Here is a 16,029-nt window from a genome sequence, read left to right on the forward strand (position 1 = left end):
GTGCAGCTCACCGGAGGAAGGCGCTGATCCGCTCGCGGAGGGAGTGCGGGTCCAGACCGTGCGCGGCGGTGTGCTCCTCGAGCGTGCCGTAACGGCGGAGCTCGGCGCGCCCGACGCCGAGGCCGAGGACTCGGTGCGGAACCTCCGACAGGGCTTGGGCCGCGGCCGCGGTGGAGGTGCCGGCCAGGTACGGCTCGACGAGCACGACGTCGGTCGTGGCGCGGCCGACGGCCTCACGCAGAGCCGCGTCGTCGAAGGGCCGCACGGTGGTGGCGTACAGGACGGTCGCGTCCAGCCCCGCCGTCGCGGCGAGGACGTTGTCCAGCAGCGGGCCGACCGCGACGACGACACCGGCCCCTGAGCTGCCCTCCCGTACGGTCCGAAAGCGCAGGCCGTCCACCGGGCGCGGGGCGGCGTTCGACTGCTGGGAGAGCCGGACGTACACCTTGTCGTCCCCGGCGGCATACGCGTGGCGCAACAGCGCCTCGGCCTCGTCCGGGTGCCCCGGCACGTGGACCGTCCAGCCGTCGAGGGTGTCCATCAGGGCCACGTCACCCGGCGCCATGTGGGTGAACCCGCCGGCCGGCCAGTCGTAGCTGGCGCTCGCGCTGACCAGGACCCCGCCGGTGCCCTGGTGCCCGAAGTCCAGCTTGACCTGCTCGAACGGCCGCTCCACCAGGAAGCTGGCGAAGGTGTGCATGATCGGCCGCAGCCCGGTGAGGGCCAGCCCGCCGCCGACTCCGACGAGCAGCTGCTCCCTGATCCCGACGTTGATCACCCGCTCCGGGTGGCGCTGCCGGGCGGGCCGGAACCCGTCCATGGTGATCTCGGCGAGCACGAGCGCAAGCCGAGGATCCTCGTCGAGCGCGCGCGATGTGACGGAGACGAACCGCTCCCGCATGGTGTCCATGTTTCCCCTGTCCTACTGCTTCTTCTCGACACGGGCGATGACGGCGTGCGGCCGGCCCGGATGCGGTGTGGTGAAGGCGGCGTGCAGCGCCGCGTGGTCCCGGCCGTCGACGGTTACCGCCGACCAGCCGGCCGCCTCGAAGCGGGAGGCGATCCCGCCGTGCCAGCCGTGGGTCGCGGAGTCGTTGTCGATCACCACGGTGTGCAGCTGCTCCAGCCCGGCCGCGCCGGCGTACGCGAGGGCCTCGTGATTGCTGCCCTCGTCCAGCTCGGCGTCCCCGATCAGCACCCACACCGCCGGCTCGTCCAGCCCCTGCGCCTGCAGCCCGAGGGCACTGCCGACGGCGAGCGGTAGCCCGTGCCCGAGCGAGCCGCTGCCGATCTCCACTCCGGGGATCAGGGTGCGGTCCGGGTGGTGCCCGAGGGGGGACCCGTACGAACCGAAGCCGCTCAGCCAGTCCACCGGGAAGAACCCCTTGGCGGCGAGTACGGCGTAGTACGCCATCGGCCCATGCCCCTTGGAGAGCAGGAACCGGTCCCGCCCGGGCTCCTCGGCGCTCGCCGGCCCGACGCGCAGCACCCGGTCGTAGAGCACCCAGAGCACGTCGAGGGTGGAGGTGGCGGCGGGCCCGTGCTTCTCGGCCCCGGTCATGAGCGCCATGAGCCGGCTCAGATCCCCGTAGCGGAACGCCGTGTCCGCGGTTGTCTGTGTCATGCACCGATCGTGCAACCTCAAGTCATGTTGAGGTCAAGCGCCTCCTCCGTACTCCCCGGCCCCGAGAAAGCTGCGCGCGACCACCCCGCGAAGTGCGGTATTGTTCTCCTGCGCGTTCAACCAGGGGAAACCCCAGGTCAGCGGGCATCGGGACGTGGCGCAGCTTGGTAGCGCACTTGACTGGGGGTCAAGGGGTCGCAGGTTCAAATCCTGTCGTCCCGACCAGCGTTTTACGCAGGTCGGAGGCCGTTCTCTCAATTTTGAGAGGACGGCCTTTCGTGCGTCCGGAGCCACGGTGGTCGCGGTGGGCAGTTCGGCTCGGCAGCGATGACGCGCCGCTCGTACCCCGTGAGCCCGGCTCCCCACGGACCGTGAGACGAGGGCAGGCGGAGCAAGTCCCCGGGACCCGTCAGATGGGCCCCGGGGACTTGACTCACCCACGCGGTCGGGGTGTAGGCATGCGCCGATCCGGTCAGTAGGTGACGATGGCCACTCCGTCCCTGCCGCCGGCGGCTGGGCTCACGACCAGGGCTCGGATCCCGCTACCTTGCTGCCGGCGCCGTAGGCAGAGCCGCAGCTGCCCGGCCGTCCCGCTTGTCGGATCGCCGACAGATGAATCGAAGGCAGAGGTTCCACCGGGCCGTAGTCGTTCAGGGCCATTCCCAGAGGGCGTCCGATGGCTTCAAGACGCTACTGATCGTGCCCCTGTCGCACGTCCAGGCACAGCGCCCAGACGTCGGAGTAGCTGCCCTGGGAGGGCGAACCCCCGCTGTGGGTGGCGGCCGTCCAGTACGCCGGGGCGGAGCTCCCGTTGCCGACCGGGGTGCCTGTGGCGTCGCTGGGGAAGCTGCCGTTGAGGTGGGGGCCGCCCGAAGTCGCCTTGGAGAAGTCGGTTGTGGTGACGTTGCCATCCGCTGATGGCGGCGCCCCCGCTGACCAGCTGACCGTCCTCGCGGGTGCAGCCTGTCGTCACCTTCTGTCCCGTGGAGGCGGTGTTCGGGCCGCTCACCTCGGTGAAGCGGACCGTCGTGGCCACGTGCTGGAGGTTGATGCCGTCCCCGCTGCAGATTGCGTAGGTGTACGTCATGTTGTCTTCGCCGCGTCCGCCGCCGATCCCCCCGACCGCCGTCCAGGAGTCGGGGTTCCTCTCGCCGTCGTCCGCAGCGATCTGGCCGTAGTGGTGCTGGGCGTCGTTGAAGGTGGGGAAGCTGGCGATCGGCTTGAGGCTTCCGACGCTGGCCGGGGTGGTCCGGGCGCCGCCTCCGATCAGGGCCGTGCCGGCCGGGCAGGTCGCTGTCACGAGGCGGTGTGACAGCCCGCTGGAGGGTCCGGCGATCTTGTTCATGACCACCTGGGTGTGGTTGACCAGGTTGCTGGTGAAGCACACCGCGTAGGGGGCGGTGGAGAAGGAGGCGTTGACCTGGCCCCCGCTCCCGCCGATGCCGAGCCAGTGCGTCACGTCGGTGCCGACGACGCCGGTGGAGCCGGTGTATTCGCTGGTGCCGTCGGAGCTGGGCGCGGTGCCGTTGACGTGGTTGCCGTTCACCGACGCGCCGGTGCCGATGGCCTGGTTGATCCCGCCGCCGGAGATGAGGCCCACGGCACAGTCCGCGTGCGTCGATATCTCGGAGTTGGCGGAGGCGGGCCCGCTGGTGGCTCCAGGAGTCTTCACGGTCACGCTCACGGTGTTGGCGTAGGCGGCTCCCGGCACTGCCAGAGCCAGTACGGCACCCAGAGTGTCGAGCACGACCACGACGGCGCCGGCCCCATCGCACTCCCGGCCGCCTCCCCTGCCACCCGACTCACCCTCCCCGCACCCCGCACGACACCGTGAAAGCGGTCCTCGAAGTCGGCGGTGGCGCTTTCAGCTGCGGCGATCGTGGCGGGCCCCCGAGGCTCCCTGGTCGTGGGCGAGTCTGTCCAGGGGCAGCATGCCTATGGCACCTTCTTGTCTGCCTCGCTCGGGCTGTGAATTGCTGGTACGTCCGTTCTCACCAGACGGTAGTTGTACGGGCGCTTGCGACCCTTGGGCTTTCGGCGGGCGTGCCCTCGAGTGAGGGCCTCGGTGACCAGGTCGTCGATCGCCGGATTGCCCATTCTCAGGCGCCGGAGCTGCTCGCGCCTGAGGTTGACGGCGGACGCGGCGGTTCCGATGAAGGTTCCGCGTACAAGGGATTGGAGCAGGAGGTCCAGACCCGTTCCGTTGAGTTTGCCTGGCGGGGCAACGTGGTGCGTAGCCGCCATGGCCGTTGCGGACGAGATGGCGGCGTCGAAGGCCGGGTCCTGCGAGCGCCAGCTGGAGAGCATCGCTTCCGAGATGTCTGCGGCGGCGGCGCAGCCTGCCGGGCCGAGGCCCATCGCAGCCGCATGGACGGCTTGGGCGCGGCGTATGTTGACCTCCGCGCTCAGGTCTTGCTCGCCATGGACCACTACATGCAGTGTCCGGTCGATGTCGTCGCGGCTTTCGAGGCGGGAAACCAGGCGGGCCGCCCAGTCTGGGCGGCGGCCTGGCGCGTCAGGTTCTTCGTTCTTCACCTTCCGCGTGCCTCCTGCCGACTTTCCTTGGTCGTCGAGGTCATTGTGCAGGCGGGACCGGCCTGTGGACAGGCCGGTCCCGAAGTTGGACCCGCGCGGCGCGCGGAAGGCGGACGTGGTCAGGCAACGGCCGGTGTCGCGTGTGTGCGGGCGTGCTCGGTCAGCGAGCGGGAGTAGCGGCGCAGGAGGAGGACAGCGGTGGTGGCGAGGCCGGTGAGGAGGCCGAGCCAGATGCCCAGGGTGTCGAGGTTCAGGGCGTAGGCGAGGAGCCAGGAGGCGGGGAGGCCAACGGCCCAGTAGCCGACGAGGGTGATGCGGAAGCCGCTCTTGGTGTCGTCGAGGCCGCGCAGGAGTCCGACGCCGATGTTCTGGGCGCAGTCGAAGAACTGCAGGAAGGCAGTGACGATCAGGAGGTGCGTGGCGATGGTGAGGGCTTGGTCGGAGCCGGAGTCGAGGAAGGGCGCCAGGACCAGTTTGGGGATCGCCAGGTAGAGAACCCCGACGACGGCCATGACGGCCGCGGCACACGTCAGGGCGGTGTTCTTCAGGCGCCGGGCGTCTTCGTGGTTGCCGAGGGCGAGTTCGCGGCTGACGTTGATCGAGGCCGCGTGGGAGAGGCCGACGGCGACCTGGAAGACGATGTAGACGAGCTGGTTGACCGCGGTGTGGGCGGCGAGCGCGTCGGGGCCGAAGGAGCCTGCCATCAGGGCGGTGATGGAGAAGAATCCGGCCTCGGAACCGTAGGTGGCGGCGATGGGGATGCCGAGGCCGATGAGGCGCTTGACGGTGGCCGCGTCGGCCTTGGTGATGTCCAGGGTCAGCAGCGGGGCGAGTTCCTTGTCCTTCTTCGCCGAGAGGTAGAGGGCGAGGAAGGACAGGAGGTACACGGTGGAGGTCGCGATGCCGACGCCGGTGAGGCCGAGGCGCGGCAGGCCGAAGGTGCCGTGGATGAGGATCCAGTTGAGACCGGCGTTGACCGCGACGGAGGCGATGGTGATCTGGAGAAGGGCCTGGGGGCGGCGCATGCCGACGGTGAACTGGCGTACGGACTGGAACCACAGGCAGGGCAGCAGGCCGGGAGCGAGCGCGTAGAGCATGGTCCGGGTGAGGTCGACGACTTCCGCGTCCTGGCCGAGCCAGGTGAGGGCCTGTCCGATGAGGATCATCAGGAGGGCACCGGCGATGCCGGCGAGCGTGGCGACGGCCAGGCTCGCCCGGACTATGGAGCGGACCTCTTGCTGTGACTCCTCCGAGTGGTCCCCGTCCTTCTCGGCTCTGGCCGCCGCGGCGGCTATCTGGTTGCCGACGGAGGTGACCAGGCCGACGCCCATGGTGCGGAGCTGGTTGAAGATGACGATGGCGAGACCGCCGGCTGCCAGCTCGGTGGTGCCGAGGAGACCCATCATCACCGTGTCGGTGGTGGTCAGTGCCACCTGGGCGAGCTGGGTGAGGATCAAGGGCACCGCGAGGACGCCGAGGGCGCGGCTGTCGCGGAGGAGGGTTGTCAGCATGGGTTTATCGGTTCCCGCGGAGTTTGGTGAGCAGTTCGTCGATTTCCCGCTCGGCTTCGGCGTTGAGGAGATCGCGGTCCTGCATCCAGTCGTCGTTGAAGACGGTGTCCATGTACTTTTCGCCGCCGTCGTTGATGAGGGCGACCATAGTCGTGCCCGGGGGCAGGGCGGCCAGGCGGGTAAGGGCCTCGTAGACGACCCCGCCGGCGGAGCCGCCGATGAGGAGCCCGGTACGGGCGACGGCGCGGCAGGTGGCGAATGCTTCGACGTCGCCGACCTTGACGCCTTCGTCGAGGAGGTCGAAGTCGACGAGGGCGCCGATCTCCGCGCCTTCGGGGGTGCCGGTACCGGACTGGTAGTAGTCGTGGGCGGGGCCACCGAAGGCGATGGAACCCTTGGGCTCGACGCCTATGACGGTGAAGCCGGACATCAGCTTGGTCAGCTCCCGGCCGGTCCCGCAGAGGGCGCCGCCCGTGCCGACCGCGCCGATGAGGACGTCGATCTTCCCGGCGAGGGCCTCGTGGAGTTCGTGGGCGACGGGGAAGTAGCCGACACCGTTGGCGGGGTTGTTGTGCTGCTCGGTGAAGATGGTGTTGTCCTGGCCGCGGGCCATGTCCTCGGCGAGTTCCTCGCGAGCGGCCGTGGCGAGTTCTGCGGCGCCGTCGTCGACGACGTAGACGAGCTCGGTGCCGAGCGCCTTCATGCCGCGGAGCTTGTCGACGCAGGCGTGGTTGTCGACGACGGCGGTGAAGGTGTAGCCGCGTTCGGCGGCGATGACCGCCAGGCCGAGGCCGGTGTTTCCGGAGGTCGACTCGATGATCCGGCCGCCTTCGCGCAGCTCGCCGGCGGCCTCGGCCTCATCGATCATGGCCCGGGCCATACGGATCTTTGCGGTGCCGGTGGGGTTGAACATCTCCAGCTTCAGCAGCAGACGGCTGCCGGTCTCGGTGGAGGCGAGTTCGAGGAGGGGGGTGTAGCCGATGAGATCGGATACGCGGGAGACCACGGCGGGACGCTGAAGGGCTCCGGGCATCGGTAACTCCAGAAGGTCGTGGGAGGCGGCAGACTGCGGGCGGGCGGGCGCGCTGCGCGTCAGGTGAAGTGCCGGTCCAGCCGCCAGCGGGGGCGGGGCCGGTCGGTCTGGTCGATGACGACCTTGGGCGGCAGGGCCAGGTCGTGGAACGGGGACTCGTTGGAGTCCATCTGGTAGCCGGCCGTGTTCGGATAGACCAGCAGGTCTCCGGTACGGGGCCGCTTCCGCAGCGGGATCTTCCGCCAGGTGAGCATGTCCGACTCCAGGCAGGTGGCCGCGCCGACGCTCGCCGGGAACGTGCCCACCGGACCGGCCGGGTCCTGTGGGAGGAGGATGGGGTCGGGCAGGTACTCGCTGTTGAACCACTGCTCGGACAGGCTCAGGCTCGTGCCGTCCACGGTGAGGATCTGGTAGCCGTCACGGTCCTTGACCCCCTGGATACGGAAGACCGTGGCGCCGGCCTGGTGGAGCAGAGCCCGGCCGGGCTCCAGGAGGAGGGTGACGCCGGCGTCCTGGAGGAGCGCCGCGAGGGGCTGTTCGTGGCCCTCGGGCCGGGTGGCCAGGAGGGCGGCGAGGGCCTCGGCTCCGGCCACGGGGGAGTGGTACGGGTAGAAGTCGCCGGTGTGGAACGTCTTGTCCGCGTGGTAGTGGCCGCTGTTCTGTTCGGCGAGGAAGCTGTGCCAGCTGTCGGCGTCGCTGTAGCTGATGGGCAGCCCGCCGCCGATGCTGATCCGGCTCGCCTCCAGGCCCTGGACGCGGGCCCCCAGGCAGAGGTCCACGAGGTGGGCGGCGAGGTCGGCGCGCGGCTGAAGGGCATAGCCGGACAGGTGGAAGGAGAACCCTTCCATGCGTACGGCGTCCCCGGCCTGGACGCACCGGTCCAGGGCTGTGGCCAGCTCGGTTGCGGAGAGGCCGAAGCGGCTGTGGGGCTGGGCGGGCGGCAGGACCCGCAGCAGGATCCGGGCCGGCCGGACGCGGCCGGTCAGGGCGTTGGTGGCGAGGGCGTCGAGTTCGTCGAGGGCGTCGACGGCGACCAAGGCGCCGTGCTGGACGGCCAGGTGCAGCAAGGCCGGGTCCTTGGCGGGGCCGGTGACGACGAGGTGCTCGCCCCGTACGCCGTGGCCGAGGGCCTCGCGCAGCTCGGCGACGGAGGCGACGTCCACTCCCGCACCGGCTGCGGCGGCGCGTTCGACGAAGACGGCGGCCTTGTTGGCCTTCTTCGCGAAGTACACGAAGCCGTCGACCCCGGACGAGGCCAGCGTGTCCTGCATGGCGCGCAGGTTGGTGTCGAAGGCGTCGGGCAGCAGGAAGTGGAAGGGACCGCCGAAGGCGTAGGCCAGTTCGGGAAGCAGCCCACTGGCCAGGACCTGCTCGGCGGCGGGATCGGCCAGCACCGGCAGGGTGGGCAGGGGACGGCTGCTCACTGCCACAGCGCGACCTCGGTGCCCAGGCCCTGTGCGAGGGCGAGCTGGGCGAAGCGGTGGCCGAGCGCGATGTCGGTGACGACGAGGCCGCTGTTGTAGGCGAAGATCCGCTCGTCGGCGCCGGTACGGCCGCTGCCCACTCCCGCGAGGACGGGCGGGAACTCGGCGTCGACGGCCGGGAGTTTGCCCTCGGCGTCCGCCATGTCCGTACCGGTCACGTTCATCTGCGCCTCGCTGGTGGCGATGACGCGGTCCGCCTCGTGGAGGGTTGAGGGTGCCAGCCCGTGGCCGACGAGGATCGACAGCGCGCCCGCCTTGAGCCAGGAGGCCTCCACGGCAGCCGGCGTGTGGCCGCCGGCGGTGGCGACGATGACATCGGCGTCCGCAGCGGCGGCCCGCAGGTCGGTGACGAGCTCCACATCCCGGTCGGGGAAGTGGGTGCGCAGCTGCTCGCGGACCGCGGCGATGCCCTCCGGGTGTGTGCCGGAGAGCAGGAGGCGGTCGAGGTCCGGGAGGGTGGTGAGGAGGAACGGCAGCGCGAGCCGGCCCTGGGTTCCGGTGCCGATGACCAGCGCGGTACGGGCTCCGGGCACGGCCAACTCGCGGGCGAGCAGGGCGGATACGGCCGGGGTGCGCAGGGAGCCGATGCGGGAGCAGTCCATCATCGCGACCGGCAGGCCGGTGACGTCGTCGTAGATCGTCAGCGAGGTGTAGTAGTGCTGCTCCTCGCGGCCCTTGTCGAGGCCGTGCTTGTAGGAGGTCTTGATCGCGACGACCTCGCGGGAGCCGTCGCGGCCGAGCATCGCGTAGGAGACCGAGTGTCCGTCCTGCGGCTTGACGGTCAGCTTCCGGGGGTTGTCGGACCGGCCGGCCTGGAGGGTTCGGTAGGCCCCTTCCACAGTGGCCACCACGTCGGCCAGGGAGATGTCGATCCCGGCGAGGTCGGTGGTGGACAGGATGCGCAGGTGCTTGTCGTCGCCGGGTATGTGGGCGGACGCGGTGTCGGTCATGGTGGTCTTCCTCCGGGTGCGGGGCGGGTGGTCAGCTCGCGTGCGCTTCGAGGGCGCTCTGGCCGTAGCCGTGCTCGCTCGCCTCGGCCTCGGGGCGGGTGCGGCGGCCGGGGATACGGATGGAGGCGCGCTTGAGCCAGCGGTCGCTGCCGTCGTAGCGGGCCTGGAAGGGGACGCGGCCGTGGACGACGAGGTCGTTGTCGACGATGAGGATGTCGCCCGGGCTGAGGCTGACGGCGACGGAGACGCGGGCCAGTTCGTCCGAGAGGCGTCCGTACGCGCCCCGATACGCATCGTCCGCCTCGCCGAGAGGGGTGTAGGCGGGGTCGTAGCGCAGGGTCATGCCGTCCTCGGTCGCGAACAGCGCCGGAACTGCGGGCGGGGCCTGGTCGGTGAAGCCCTGGGCCTCTTCGTAGGCGTCGTCGGGGAGGATCGGCAGGACCGGCTGGGTGAGCAGGTCGATGTCCTCGTCGGCCAGACGGGTCTTGCGGATGCTGGCGGCGGTGGTAGCGATGTCGTCGTGGTTGCGCATGCAGCCGAGCATCAGGAGGTGGGCGCGGCCGGGGTGGAAGGCGTCCTCGGTGTGCGGGCTGAGAAGCACGGTGCTGCTGGCGCCGGTCTGTTCGGTCTCGTGGCCGGGCGAGGGGACGATGTTGTGTACGAAGCGCCCGTCCTGCTGACCCTCCCAGGCGATGGGGTTGCCCATCACCGTGGAGAGGAGGAGCAGGACGATGTCGTGGACCGCGCCGCTGTCGCCGGCGGTGGCCCAGCTGGACGGAGTGGTCCCGATGGCCTCGTCGTCGACCTCAAGGCCGCGCAGGATGAACAGGCCGTCCGCGGTGTCGACGGGGCGGCAGTGCTCGCGCAGCGTCTGGCTCAGGGTTGCGGCTGTCTCGGCAACACGGGCCAGGAGCTGGGGACTTGTGGCGGAAGTACCGAACTCGGCGAGGATTTTCTTGGCCGCCTGGCGGAGTTCACCCACGGTGTGGGTGTCGAGCTGGCGGACGGGTGCGGCAGCCGTGCTCATGGCGAAGAGATCCGTTTCGTCGGATGGCATGGGGGGATCCCGGTTCTGAGGTACGGTCTCCGTCGGTCGGGGCGGCGGGAGTGCGTAACTGGCAAGATGCGACGGGCTGTTGGAGTCCCGTCATGTATCTGCGGAACCGGCGAACGACTCGAACCGTAACACCGAAATTAGGTAAGGCAAACCTTACTCTCGAGTCATTGAGGAGCGGGATTCGGACATGTGTCCCATCCTGGTCGGCAACTTGCGGTAATGGTTGTCATTAGGATAGGCAACCCTAAGCACCACGGCGTGCCTGGCCTGATCCGGACGATGGAGAGAGCCGGATGCGCATGTCCGGTGTCCCTGCCACCCCGTAGTTTCAGTGGAACGAGGACGTACGTGAACTTCAACAGGCGCCAAGTGCTGTGGGCCGGCGGAGCGATAGGCGCAGGGGCCCTGGTCGCCGCCTGCTCCTCGGGAAGCGGCGACACCAAGACGGACAAGGCCCCTCAGGGAGACGGCAAGCCGAAGGACGGCGGAACGCTGCGCATCGGCGCGCTCGGCCGCGCCGGAGCCATCACCCGCGACCCCCACGGCACCCAGGCCAACGAGAGCGACTACCTGGTCATCGCCCTCGTCTTCGACACCCTCGCCATGCCGGGTGCGAAGACCAACACGGTGCCCCGCCTGGCCACTTCGTGGGAGCCTTCGGCCGACCTGAAGACCTGGAAGTTCAAGATCGCCAAGGGTGCTGCCTTCCACGACGGCACGCCGGTCACCGCCGAGGACGTCGTCTGGTCGCTGCGCCGCCTGCGGGGCACCCCCTCAGGCGCCTCCCGCCTGCCGGGGGTCAAGGGCGCGGAGAGCATCACCGCCGAGGGCACCGACACTGTCGTCATCGTCTCGGACTACGCCAACGCGGACTTCCCGCTCCTGACGCGGCTCGCCACCTTCGTGATGAAGAAGGACACCCCCGACAACGCCCTCGACAAGGCCGCCGGCACCGGCCCGTTCAAGCTCGACTGGTACCGGGGCGGCAACGCCCGCCTCGTCAAGAACGACAAGTGGTACGGCGGCACCGTGCACCTCGATGCCATCGAGGTCACGATGTTCGAGACCCCGCAGGCCATGGCCAACGCCCTCCTCGCCGGGCAGATCGACGTCGCCTCCAACGTCGGCGCCGTCGCTGCCCGTACCGCCGAGACCCGCAAGGACATCCAGGTCCTGCGCCGTCCCAACGACATGGCGATGCCCATCGTCATGCGCACGGCCGCCGGCAGCCCCTTCGCCGACCCGCGCGTCCGCGAGGCGATGCGCCTGGTCGTCGACCGCGACGCGATGGTCAAGCAGGTCCTCTCCGGCTACGGCACCGTCGCCAACGACATCCTGGGCACCGGCGACCCCGCCTTCGCCAAGGACATCCCCCAGCGCAAGCGGGACCTGGAGAAGGCCAAGAAGCTGCTCGCCGAGGCGAACTTCGATCTGTCCAAGACCTACTCGCTGGTGACCACCGAGGACATCTCCGGAATCGCCGAGTCCGCGACCCTGTTCGCGAACCAGGCGCGGGAGGCCGGCATCAAGGTCGAGGTCGTCAAGCAGGAGTCCGGCGCCTTCTGGGACAAGACCTGGAAGACCGGCGACTTCTACACCACCTACTGGGGCACCAACGACTCGGTCATCTTCTTCGCCTCCAAGACGATGGCCGGCGAGGCCGGACAGAACGAGGCCGGCTGGGCCGACCCGGCGTTCGACGCCGCCTACCGCAAGGCGATCGGCACCGCGGACGAGAAGGAGCGCGCGGCGGCCCTCAAGGAGGTGCAGCAGATTCAGTACGAGCGTTCCGGCTACCTGCTGTGGGGCATGGCCGACGGCATCGACCTCGCCGTCGCCAAGGTCAAGGGCCTGCCCACGCTGCCCGGTTACGGCCGCGTCCAGCTCGAGAACGCGTGGCTGGCTTGAGCCGCACGGCCCAGGAGCCCGCGGTGGCCGCCCCCGGCACGACGGGGGCGGCCACCGCGCCGCGCCGCGTACTCCTGCGCCTCGCGGCCGCCGTGGCCCGCCGGGCTCTCATGCTCGTCATCCTGCTCGCCGCGGTGTTCGCCGCCGTCGAACTGCTCCCCGGCGACGCCGCGAGCGCCAGCTCGGAACGCGGCGACAGCGCTGCCGACGTCGCCGCACGCCGTCACCTGCTCGGCCTCGACCGCCCGGTCTGGGAACGGTTCGCCGACTGGATGACCGCCCTGCCCACCGGAGACCTCGGCACCAGCGCGCGCGGCCAGAAGGTCACCGACCTCGTCGCCGACCCCCTCCCCAACACGCTCATCCTCGGCGGGACCGCCTTCGCCCTCACCGTCGTCGCCTCCCTCGCCCTGGGCTGCTGGGCCGCGACCCGCCCCGGCCGGCTCGCCGACCGGATCATCGGCCACACCTCCACCGCGGCTTTCGCCGTACCGGAGTTCGTCGTCTCGGTCGGACTGCTGCTCGTACTGTCCCTGTGGACCGGCTGGCTTCCCGCCGTCACCCTCACCGGCGCCGACGGCTCACTCGCCGACTGGACCATGCTGATCATGCCGGTCCTGGCCCTGGTCATCCCGCAGACCGGATGGAACACCCGCATAGTCCGCGGCGCCCTCGCCGACCAGGCCCGCACCCCCCACGTCGAAGCCGCCCATCTCGACGGGCTGCCCGTCCACCGGGTCGTGCTCCGCCACGCCCTGCCCGGGGCGATACCGGCCATCGCCACCGGTATCGCCACCTCCACCGGCATGCTGCTCGGCGGCGCCGTCGTCGTGGAAACCCTCTTCAACTACCCGGGCATCGGCTCCGTCATGGCCGCCGCCGTCAGCAGCCGCGACACCCCTCTCATCGCCGGAGTGGTCGTCTGCGCCGGCGCCGCCATCAGCCTCGTCCTCCTGGCCGCCGACCTGATACGCGCCCGTACCCTGGGAGGACGCCCGTGAGTGCCGCCGAAACAGCTTTCCCCGACACGGCCTCCCACGCCATCCCAGGCCGGACCCGGACCCGTTCCCGGACCCTGCTCCGAGTCGTCCCCGGCCTGCTCCTCGTCATCCTGGCCCTGACCGGCCCCTGGCTCGCCGCACACCCCATCGACACCCCCGTCACCGCGCCCTACGCGGCCGCCGGAGACGGGGCGTTGCTCGGTGGCGACCAGCTCGGCCGGGACGTGCTGAGCCGACTGCTGCACGGTGGCACCGCACTGATCGCGGGCGCCCTGTTCATCGCCTTCGTCGTCACCGCCCTCGCCACCGTGGTCGGCTGCGCTGCCGTCCTGCGCCCGGCGCTCGGCCGCGCCATCGAGCGGACCGCCGACGTCTTCATCCTGCTTCCGCCCGTCCTCGGGATCATGCTCATTGCCCTGGCCTGGCCCGGCGGCGGACGCTGGGCCGTCATCGCCGCGGCCGTCGTCCTCGGCACCCCGTACGCCATCCGCATCGTCGCCTCCGCCGCCGCCCCACTCGCATCGGCCGGCTACGTCGAAGCCGCCACCGCCCGCGGCGAGCGGACCGCCTACATCGCCCTGCGTGAACTGCTGCCGAACCTGCGGGGCACCGTCCTCGCCCTGTTCGGGCTCCGGTTCGTCGAAGCCGTGTACGTCATCTCCATGGCGGGCTTCCTCCAGATCGGACCCCAGCCCCCGGCAGCCGACTGGGCCCTGATGATCCGTGAGAACGCCCCGGGCATCCTCCTCAACCCCTGGGCCGTGCTCGCCCCAAGCCTGGCCATCGCCGTCCTGGCGATCAGCTTCAACCTTGTCTCCGCCTCCCTCGCCTCCCGCTCCGCACTCAAGGCGGTGACCACCTCGTGAGCGACACCGCACCCGCAACGGAACACCCGTCCACCCCGACCACGGCCACCCCCGTGGCCTCGGCCACCGGTCTCGAAATCCGTATCCCCGACGGCCCGGTACTGCTGCACCCGGCCTCACTGACCGTTCGCGCCGGACAGATCACCGCCCTCACCGGCCCCTCCGGATCAGGCAAGACCACCCTGCTCCGCGCACTGATCGGCCACCTTCCCGACGGGGCGGCCATCACCGCCGGCACCCTCGACGTCCTGGGCCACAGCCCGAGCGACCTCGGCCCTGCAGATCTGCGTCTGCTGCGCCGCAACCGCATCGCCTACGTCGGCCAGGATCCCGGCTCCGCCCTCAACCCCCGGATGAAGATCCGCGGCATCGTCGCCGAGACCGCCGGCGACCCGAGCGACGAAGCCGTGCTCGGGCTCCTGCGCGAGTGCCGCCTCCCGGTCGACGACGGCCTGCCCGACCGACGCCCCACGGCGATATCCGGCGGCCAGCAGCGCCGCGTGGCCCTTGCCCGGGCCTTGGCCCGCACCCCCGAGATCCTCCTCCTGGACGAGCCCACCGCCGGACTCGACTCCGCGCTGCGCGACGAGATCGCCGAACTGCTCCGCGACCTGGCCGCGAGCAGGGGCCTGGCCGTCGTCATGGCCTGCCATGACCCCGAACTCGTCGAGGCCTGTGCCGATCACGTCGTACGCCTCACCGCACCACAGCCCGTACACCTACCGTCCCAGCGGGCTGCCGCACCCGACGCCGGTCCCAAGTCACCGGTTTCCCAGGCGGATGGGGAAGGGCTGCGCGCGCAGGGCATCCGCGTCGCCTTCAGCCACCGCGCCGGGCGCCAGCAGGCTCTCGACTCGGTCGACTTCGCCGCAGCTCCCGGCACCGCCACCGGAATCGTCGGGCCCTCGGGCTCCGGCAAGACCACCCTGCTCCGAGTCCTGGCGGGACTGCACACCGCGGACTCCGGCAGCCTCACTCTGGACGGTCACCCGCTCGCCTTCACCGCCCGCAAGCGCCGGCGCGAGGACCATCGTCGGATCCAACTCGTGCCGCAGAACCCCCTCGATGCCCTGAACCCCTCCCGTACCGTCGGCGCCGCCCTCGCCAGACCCCTGCGCCTGCACAGCGGGCTGCCACGGCCGCAGATCGCGGGCAAGGCCGGCGAGCTCCTGGAGCAGGTTGAACTCCCGGCCGACTTCGCCGCCCGATACCCCGGCGAACTCTCCGGCGGCCAGCGCCAGCGCGTCTCCATCGCCCGAGCCCTCGCCACCGATCCCGGCTACCTGCTCTGCGACGAGATCACGTCCGCCCTCGACCCCGAGACCGCCGTCACCGTCATGGAACTGCTGGCCCGTCTGCGCACCGAACGCGGTCTGACCGTGGTGATGGTCTCCCACGAGCTCCACCTGATCGCTGCCTACACCGACACCGTGCACCTCCTGGAGACCGGCCGGCTCACCGCCCGCGGGGTCACCGCCGAGCTCGTCCCCGGCGCGTGAGAGCCGGCCTCGGGCTCAGGGATGCGGGATGGTCTCTTCAGCCACGGTTTTCAGCGCCTCGGCGAACACGGCGACGACGTCGCCGGGCATGGCGTAGCCGCGGATGCGTCGGTCTTCGTCAGGGTGAGCAGTCGGGGTCAGCGGGAATCGGATGCCGGCCGGCCAGAGTCCGCGCCTGGAACCTCGGGCAACGGCGCTCGCGAGCGTGGTGTTGAGGCCCTTCCAGGCATCCTCGCCGTTCGGGCCGCGTAGCGTCTCGACCCCGGCCCAGCCGGAGCCCTCGACGACGTGACGCACGACGTTGACGGCGCGGACAGGCAGGTCGCGAATCAGGTGGGCGGCGCGCTCCGGAGTCCAGTCGCTCTCCACGAGCACGCTGGCGCCGTCGGTGCTTGGCCCAAGAGGGGCGTGGCGGCCGACGAGCGCGAGGACGCCGAGGGCAATTTCGCTGCCGAGGTCATCTGGAATGTCCTCGATGATGATCCGCACCGCCACTCCTTCCTCAGTCGGTCTGGCTCCGCAGGAGAGTACGTCACGGCGCGGGTCCGGTCGGGCTTGCCG

Annotated in this window: 14 protein-coding genes and 1 tRNA gene; 5 read left to right on the forward strand and 10 right to left on the reverse strand. The window is 70.5% G+C overall.

Going from position 1 to position 16,029, the window contains the following annotated elements:
* Positions 1-7: 7 nt before the first annotated feature.
* Positions 8-910, reverse strand: coding sequence for a transketolase (locus AB0M76_RS05645; protein WP_365951679.1), 903 nt, complete (start codon positions 908-910; stop codon positions 8-10).
* Positions 911-922: 12 nt separating this feature from the next.
* The gene (locus tag AB0M76_RS05650) at positions 923-1,624 is read right to left on the reverse strand and encodes a transketolase (RefSeq protein WP_365951680.1); all 702 of its coding nucleotides are present in this window, start codon (positions 1,622-1,624) and stop codon (positions 923-925) included.
* A gap of 148 nt (positions 1,625-1,772) precedes the next feature.
* Between AB0M76_RS05650 and AB0M76_RS05655 the strand changes: the two genes are divergently transcribed.
* A tRNA-Pro gene (locus AB0M76_RS05655) sits at positions 1,773-1,849 on the forward strand.
* 457 nt (positions 1,850-2,306) lie between these two features.
* Here AB0M76_RS05655 and AB0M76_RS05660 read toward each other — a convergent pair.
* From AB0M76_RS05660 to AB0M76_RS05690, 7 genes are all read right to left on the reverse strand, one after another.
* Positions 2,307-3,371 (reverse strand): hypothetical protein, encoded by a 1,065-nt coding sequence (locus AB0M76_RS05660; RefSeq protein WP_365951681.1) that lies wholly within the window; start codon positions 3,369-3,371, stop codon positions 2,307-2,309.
* A gap of 188 nt (positions 3,372-3,559) precedes the next feature.
* Positions 3,560-4,159, reverse strand: a complete 600-nt coding sequence (locus tag AB0M76_RS05665) for a hypothetical protein (RefSeq protein ID WP_365951682.1) — start codon at positions 4,157-4,159, stop codon at positions 3,560-3,562.
* A 119-nt stretch (positions 4,160-4,278) separates the two neighbouring features.
* Entirely contained in the window at positions 4,279-5,670 is a 1,392-nt protein-coding gene (locus AB0M76_RS05670) for an MATE family efflux transporter (protein WP_365951683.1), read from the reverse strand.
* Between the two features lie 4 nt (positions 5,671-5,674).
* On the reverse strand, positions 5,675-6,703 hold the full coding sequence (locus AB0M76_RS05675) for a cysteine synthase family protein (RefSeq protein ID WP_365951684.1): 1,029 nt from the start codon (positions 6,701-6,703) through the stop codon (positions 5,675-5,677).
* 59 nt (positions 6,704-6,762) lie between these two features.
* Positions 6,763-8,133 carry a Y4yA family PLP-dependent enzyme gene (locus AB0M76_RS05680; RefSeq protein ID WP_365951685.1) on the reverse strand — a complete coding sequence of 457 codons (1,371 nt, stop codon included), beginning with the start codon at positions 8,131-8,133 and terminating at the stop codon, positions 6,763-6,765.
* A complete protein-coding gene (locus tag AB0M76_RS05685) occupies positions 8,124-9,137 on the reverse strand; it encodes an ornithine cyclodeaminase family protein (RefSeq protein WP_365951686.1) in 1,014 nt (337 codons plus the stop codon). The genes AB0M76_RS05680 and AB0M76_RS05685 overlap by 10 nt, the downstream gene beginning before the upstream one ends.
* Positions 9,138-9,168: 31 nt before the next feature.
* Positions 9,169-10,194 carry a TauD/TfdA family dioxygenase gene (locus AB0M76_RS05690; RefSeq protein WP_365951687.1) on the reverse strand — a complete coding sequence of 342 codons (1,026 nt, stop codon included), beginning with the start codon at positions 10,192-10,194 and terminating at the stop codon, positions 9,169-9,171.
* 348 nt (positions 10,195-10,542) lie between these two features.
* Here AB0M76_RS05690 and AB0M76_RS05695 point away from each other — a divergent pair, with 348 nt between their 5' ends.
* The 4 genes from AB0M76_RS05695 to AB0M76_RS05710 are packed head-to-tail and all read left to right on the forward strand — an operon-like array spanning position 10,543 to position 15,468.
* Positions 10,543-12,102 (forward strand): ABC transporter substrate-binding protein, encoded by a 1,560-nt coding sequence (locus tag AB0M76_RS05695; protein ID WP_365951688.1) that lies wholly within the window; start codon positions 10,543-10,545, stop codon positions 12,100-12,102.
* The gene (locus AB0M76_RS05700; protein WP_365951689.1) at positions 12,099-13,103 is read left to right on the forward strand and encodes an ABC transporter permease; all 1,005 of its coding nucleotides are present in this window, start codon (positions 12,099-12,101) and stop codon (positions 13,101-13,103) included. Before AB0M76_RS05695 ends, AB0M76_RS05700 begins: the two co-directional genes overlap by 4 nt.
* Positions 13,104-13,144: 41 nt before the next feature.
* Positions 13,145-13,969 carry an ABC transporter permease gene (locus AB0M76_RS05705; protein ID WP_365951921.1) on the forward strand — a complete coding sequence of 275 codons (825 nt, stop codon included), beginning with the start codon at positions 13,145-13,147 and terminating at the stop codon, positions 13,967-13,969.
* Entirely contained in the window at positions 13,966-15,468 is a 1,503-nt protein-coding gene (locus AB0M76_RS05710) for an ATP-binding cassette domain-containing protein (RefSeq protein ID WP_365951690.1), read from the forward strand. The genes AB0M76_RS05705 and AB0M76_RS05710 overlap by 4 nt, the downstream gene beginning before the upstream one ends.
* 15 nt (positions 15,469-15,483) lie before the next feature.
* On the opposite strand, the gene AB0M76_RS05715 is transcribed toward AB0M76_RS05710, so the two are convergent.
* Positions 15,484-15,957, reverse strand: coding sequence for a hypothetical protein (locus tag AB0M76_RS05715; RefSeq protein WP_365951691.1), 474 nt, complete (start codon positions 15,955-15,957; stop codon positions 15,484-15,486).
* Positions 15,958-16,029: the final 72 nt, after the last annotated feature.

It is taken from the genome of Streptomyces sp. NPDC051364, from assembly GCF_040682115.1.
In the GTDB taxonomy this organism is placed as follows: Bacteria; Actinomycetota; Actinomycetes; order Streptomycetales; family Streptomycetaceae; genus Streptomyces.

Coding starts and splice junctions, on each gene's coding strand:
- AB0M76_RS05645 (WP_365951679.1), bottom strand. CDS start 910: ATGGACACCATGCGGGAGCGGTTCGTCTCCGTCACATCGCGCGCGCTC.
- AB0M76_RS05650 (WP_365951680.1), bottom strand. CDS start 1,624: ATGACACAGACAACCGCGGACACGGCGTTCCGCTACGGGGATCTGAGC.
- AB0M76_RS05670 (WP_365951683.1), bottom strand. CDS start 5,670: ATGCTGACAACCCTCCTCCGCGACAGCCGCGCCCTCGGCGTCCTCGCG.
- AB0M76_RS05675 (WP_365951684.1), bottom strand. CDS start 6,703: ATGCCCGGAGCCCTTCAGCGTCCCGCCGTGGTCTCCCGCGTATCCGAT.
- AB0M76_RS05685 (WP_365951686.1), bottom strand. CDS start 9,137: ATGACCGACACCGCGTCCGCCCACATACCCGGCGACGACAAGCACCTG.
- AB0M76_RS05690 (WP_365951687.1), bottom strand. CDS start 10,194: ATGCCATCCGACGAAACGGATCTCTTCGCCATGAGCACGGCTGCCGCA.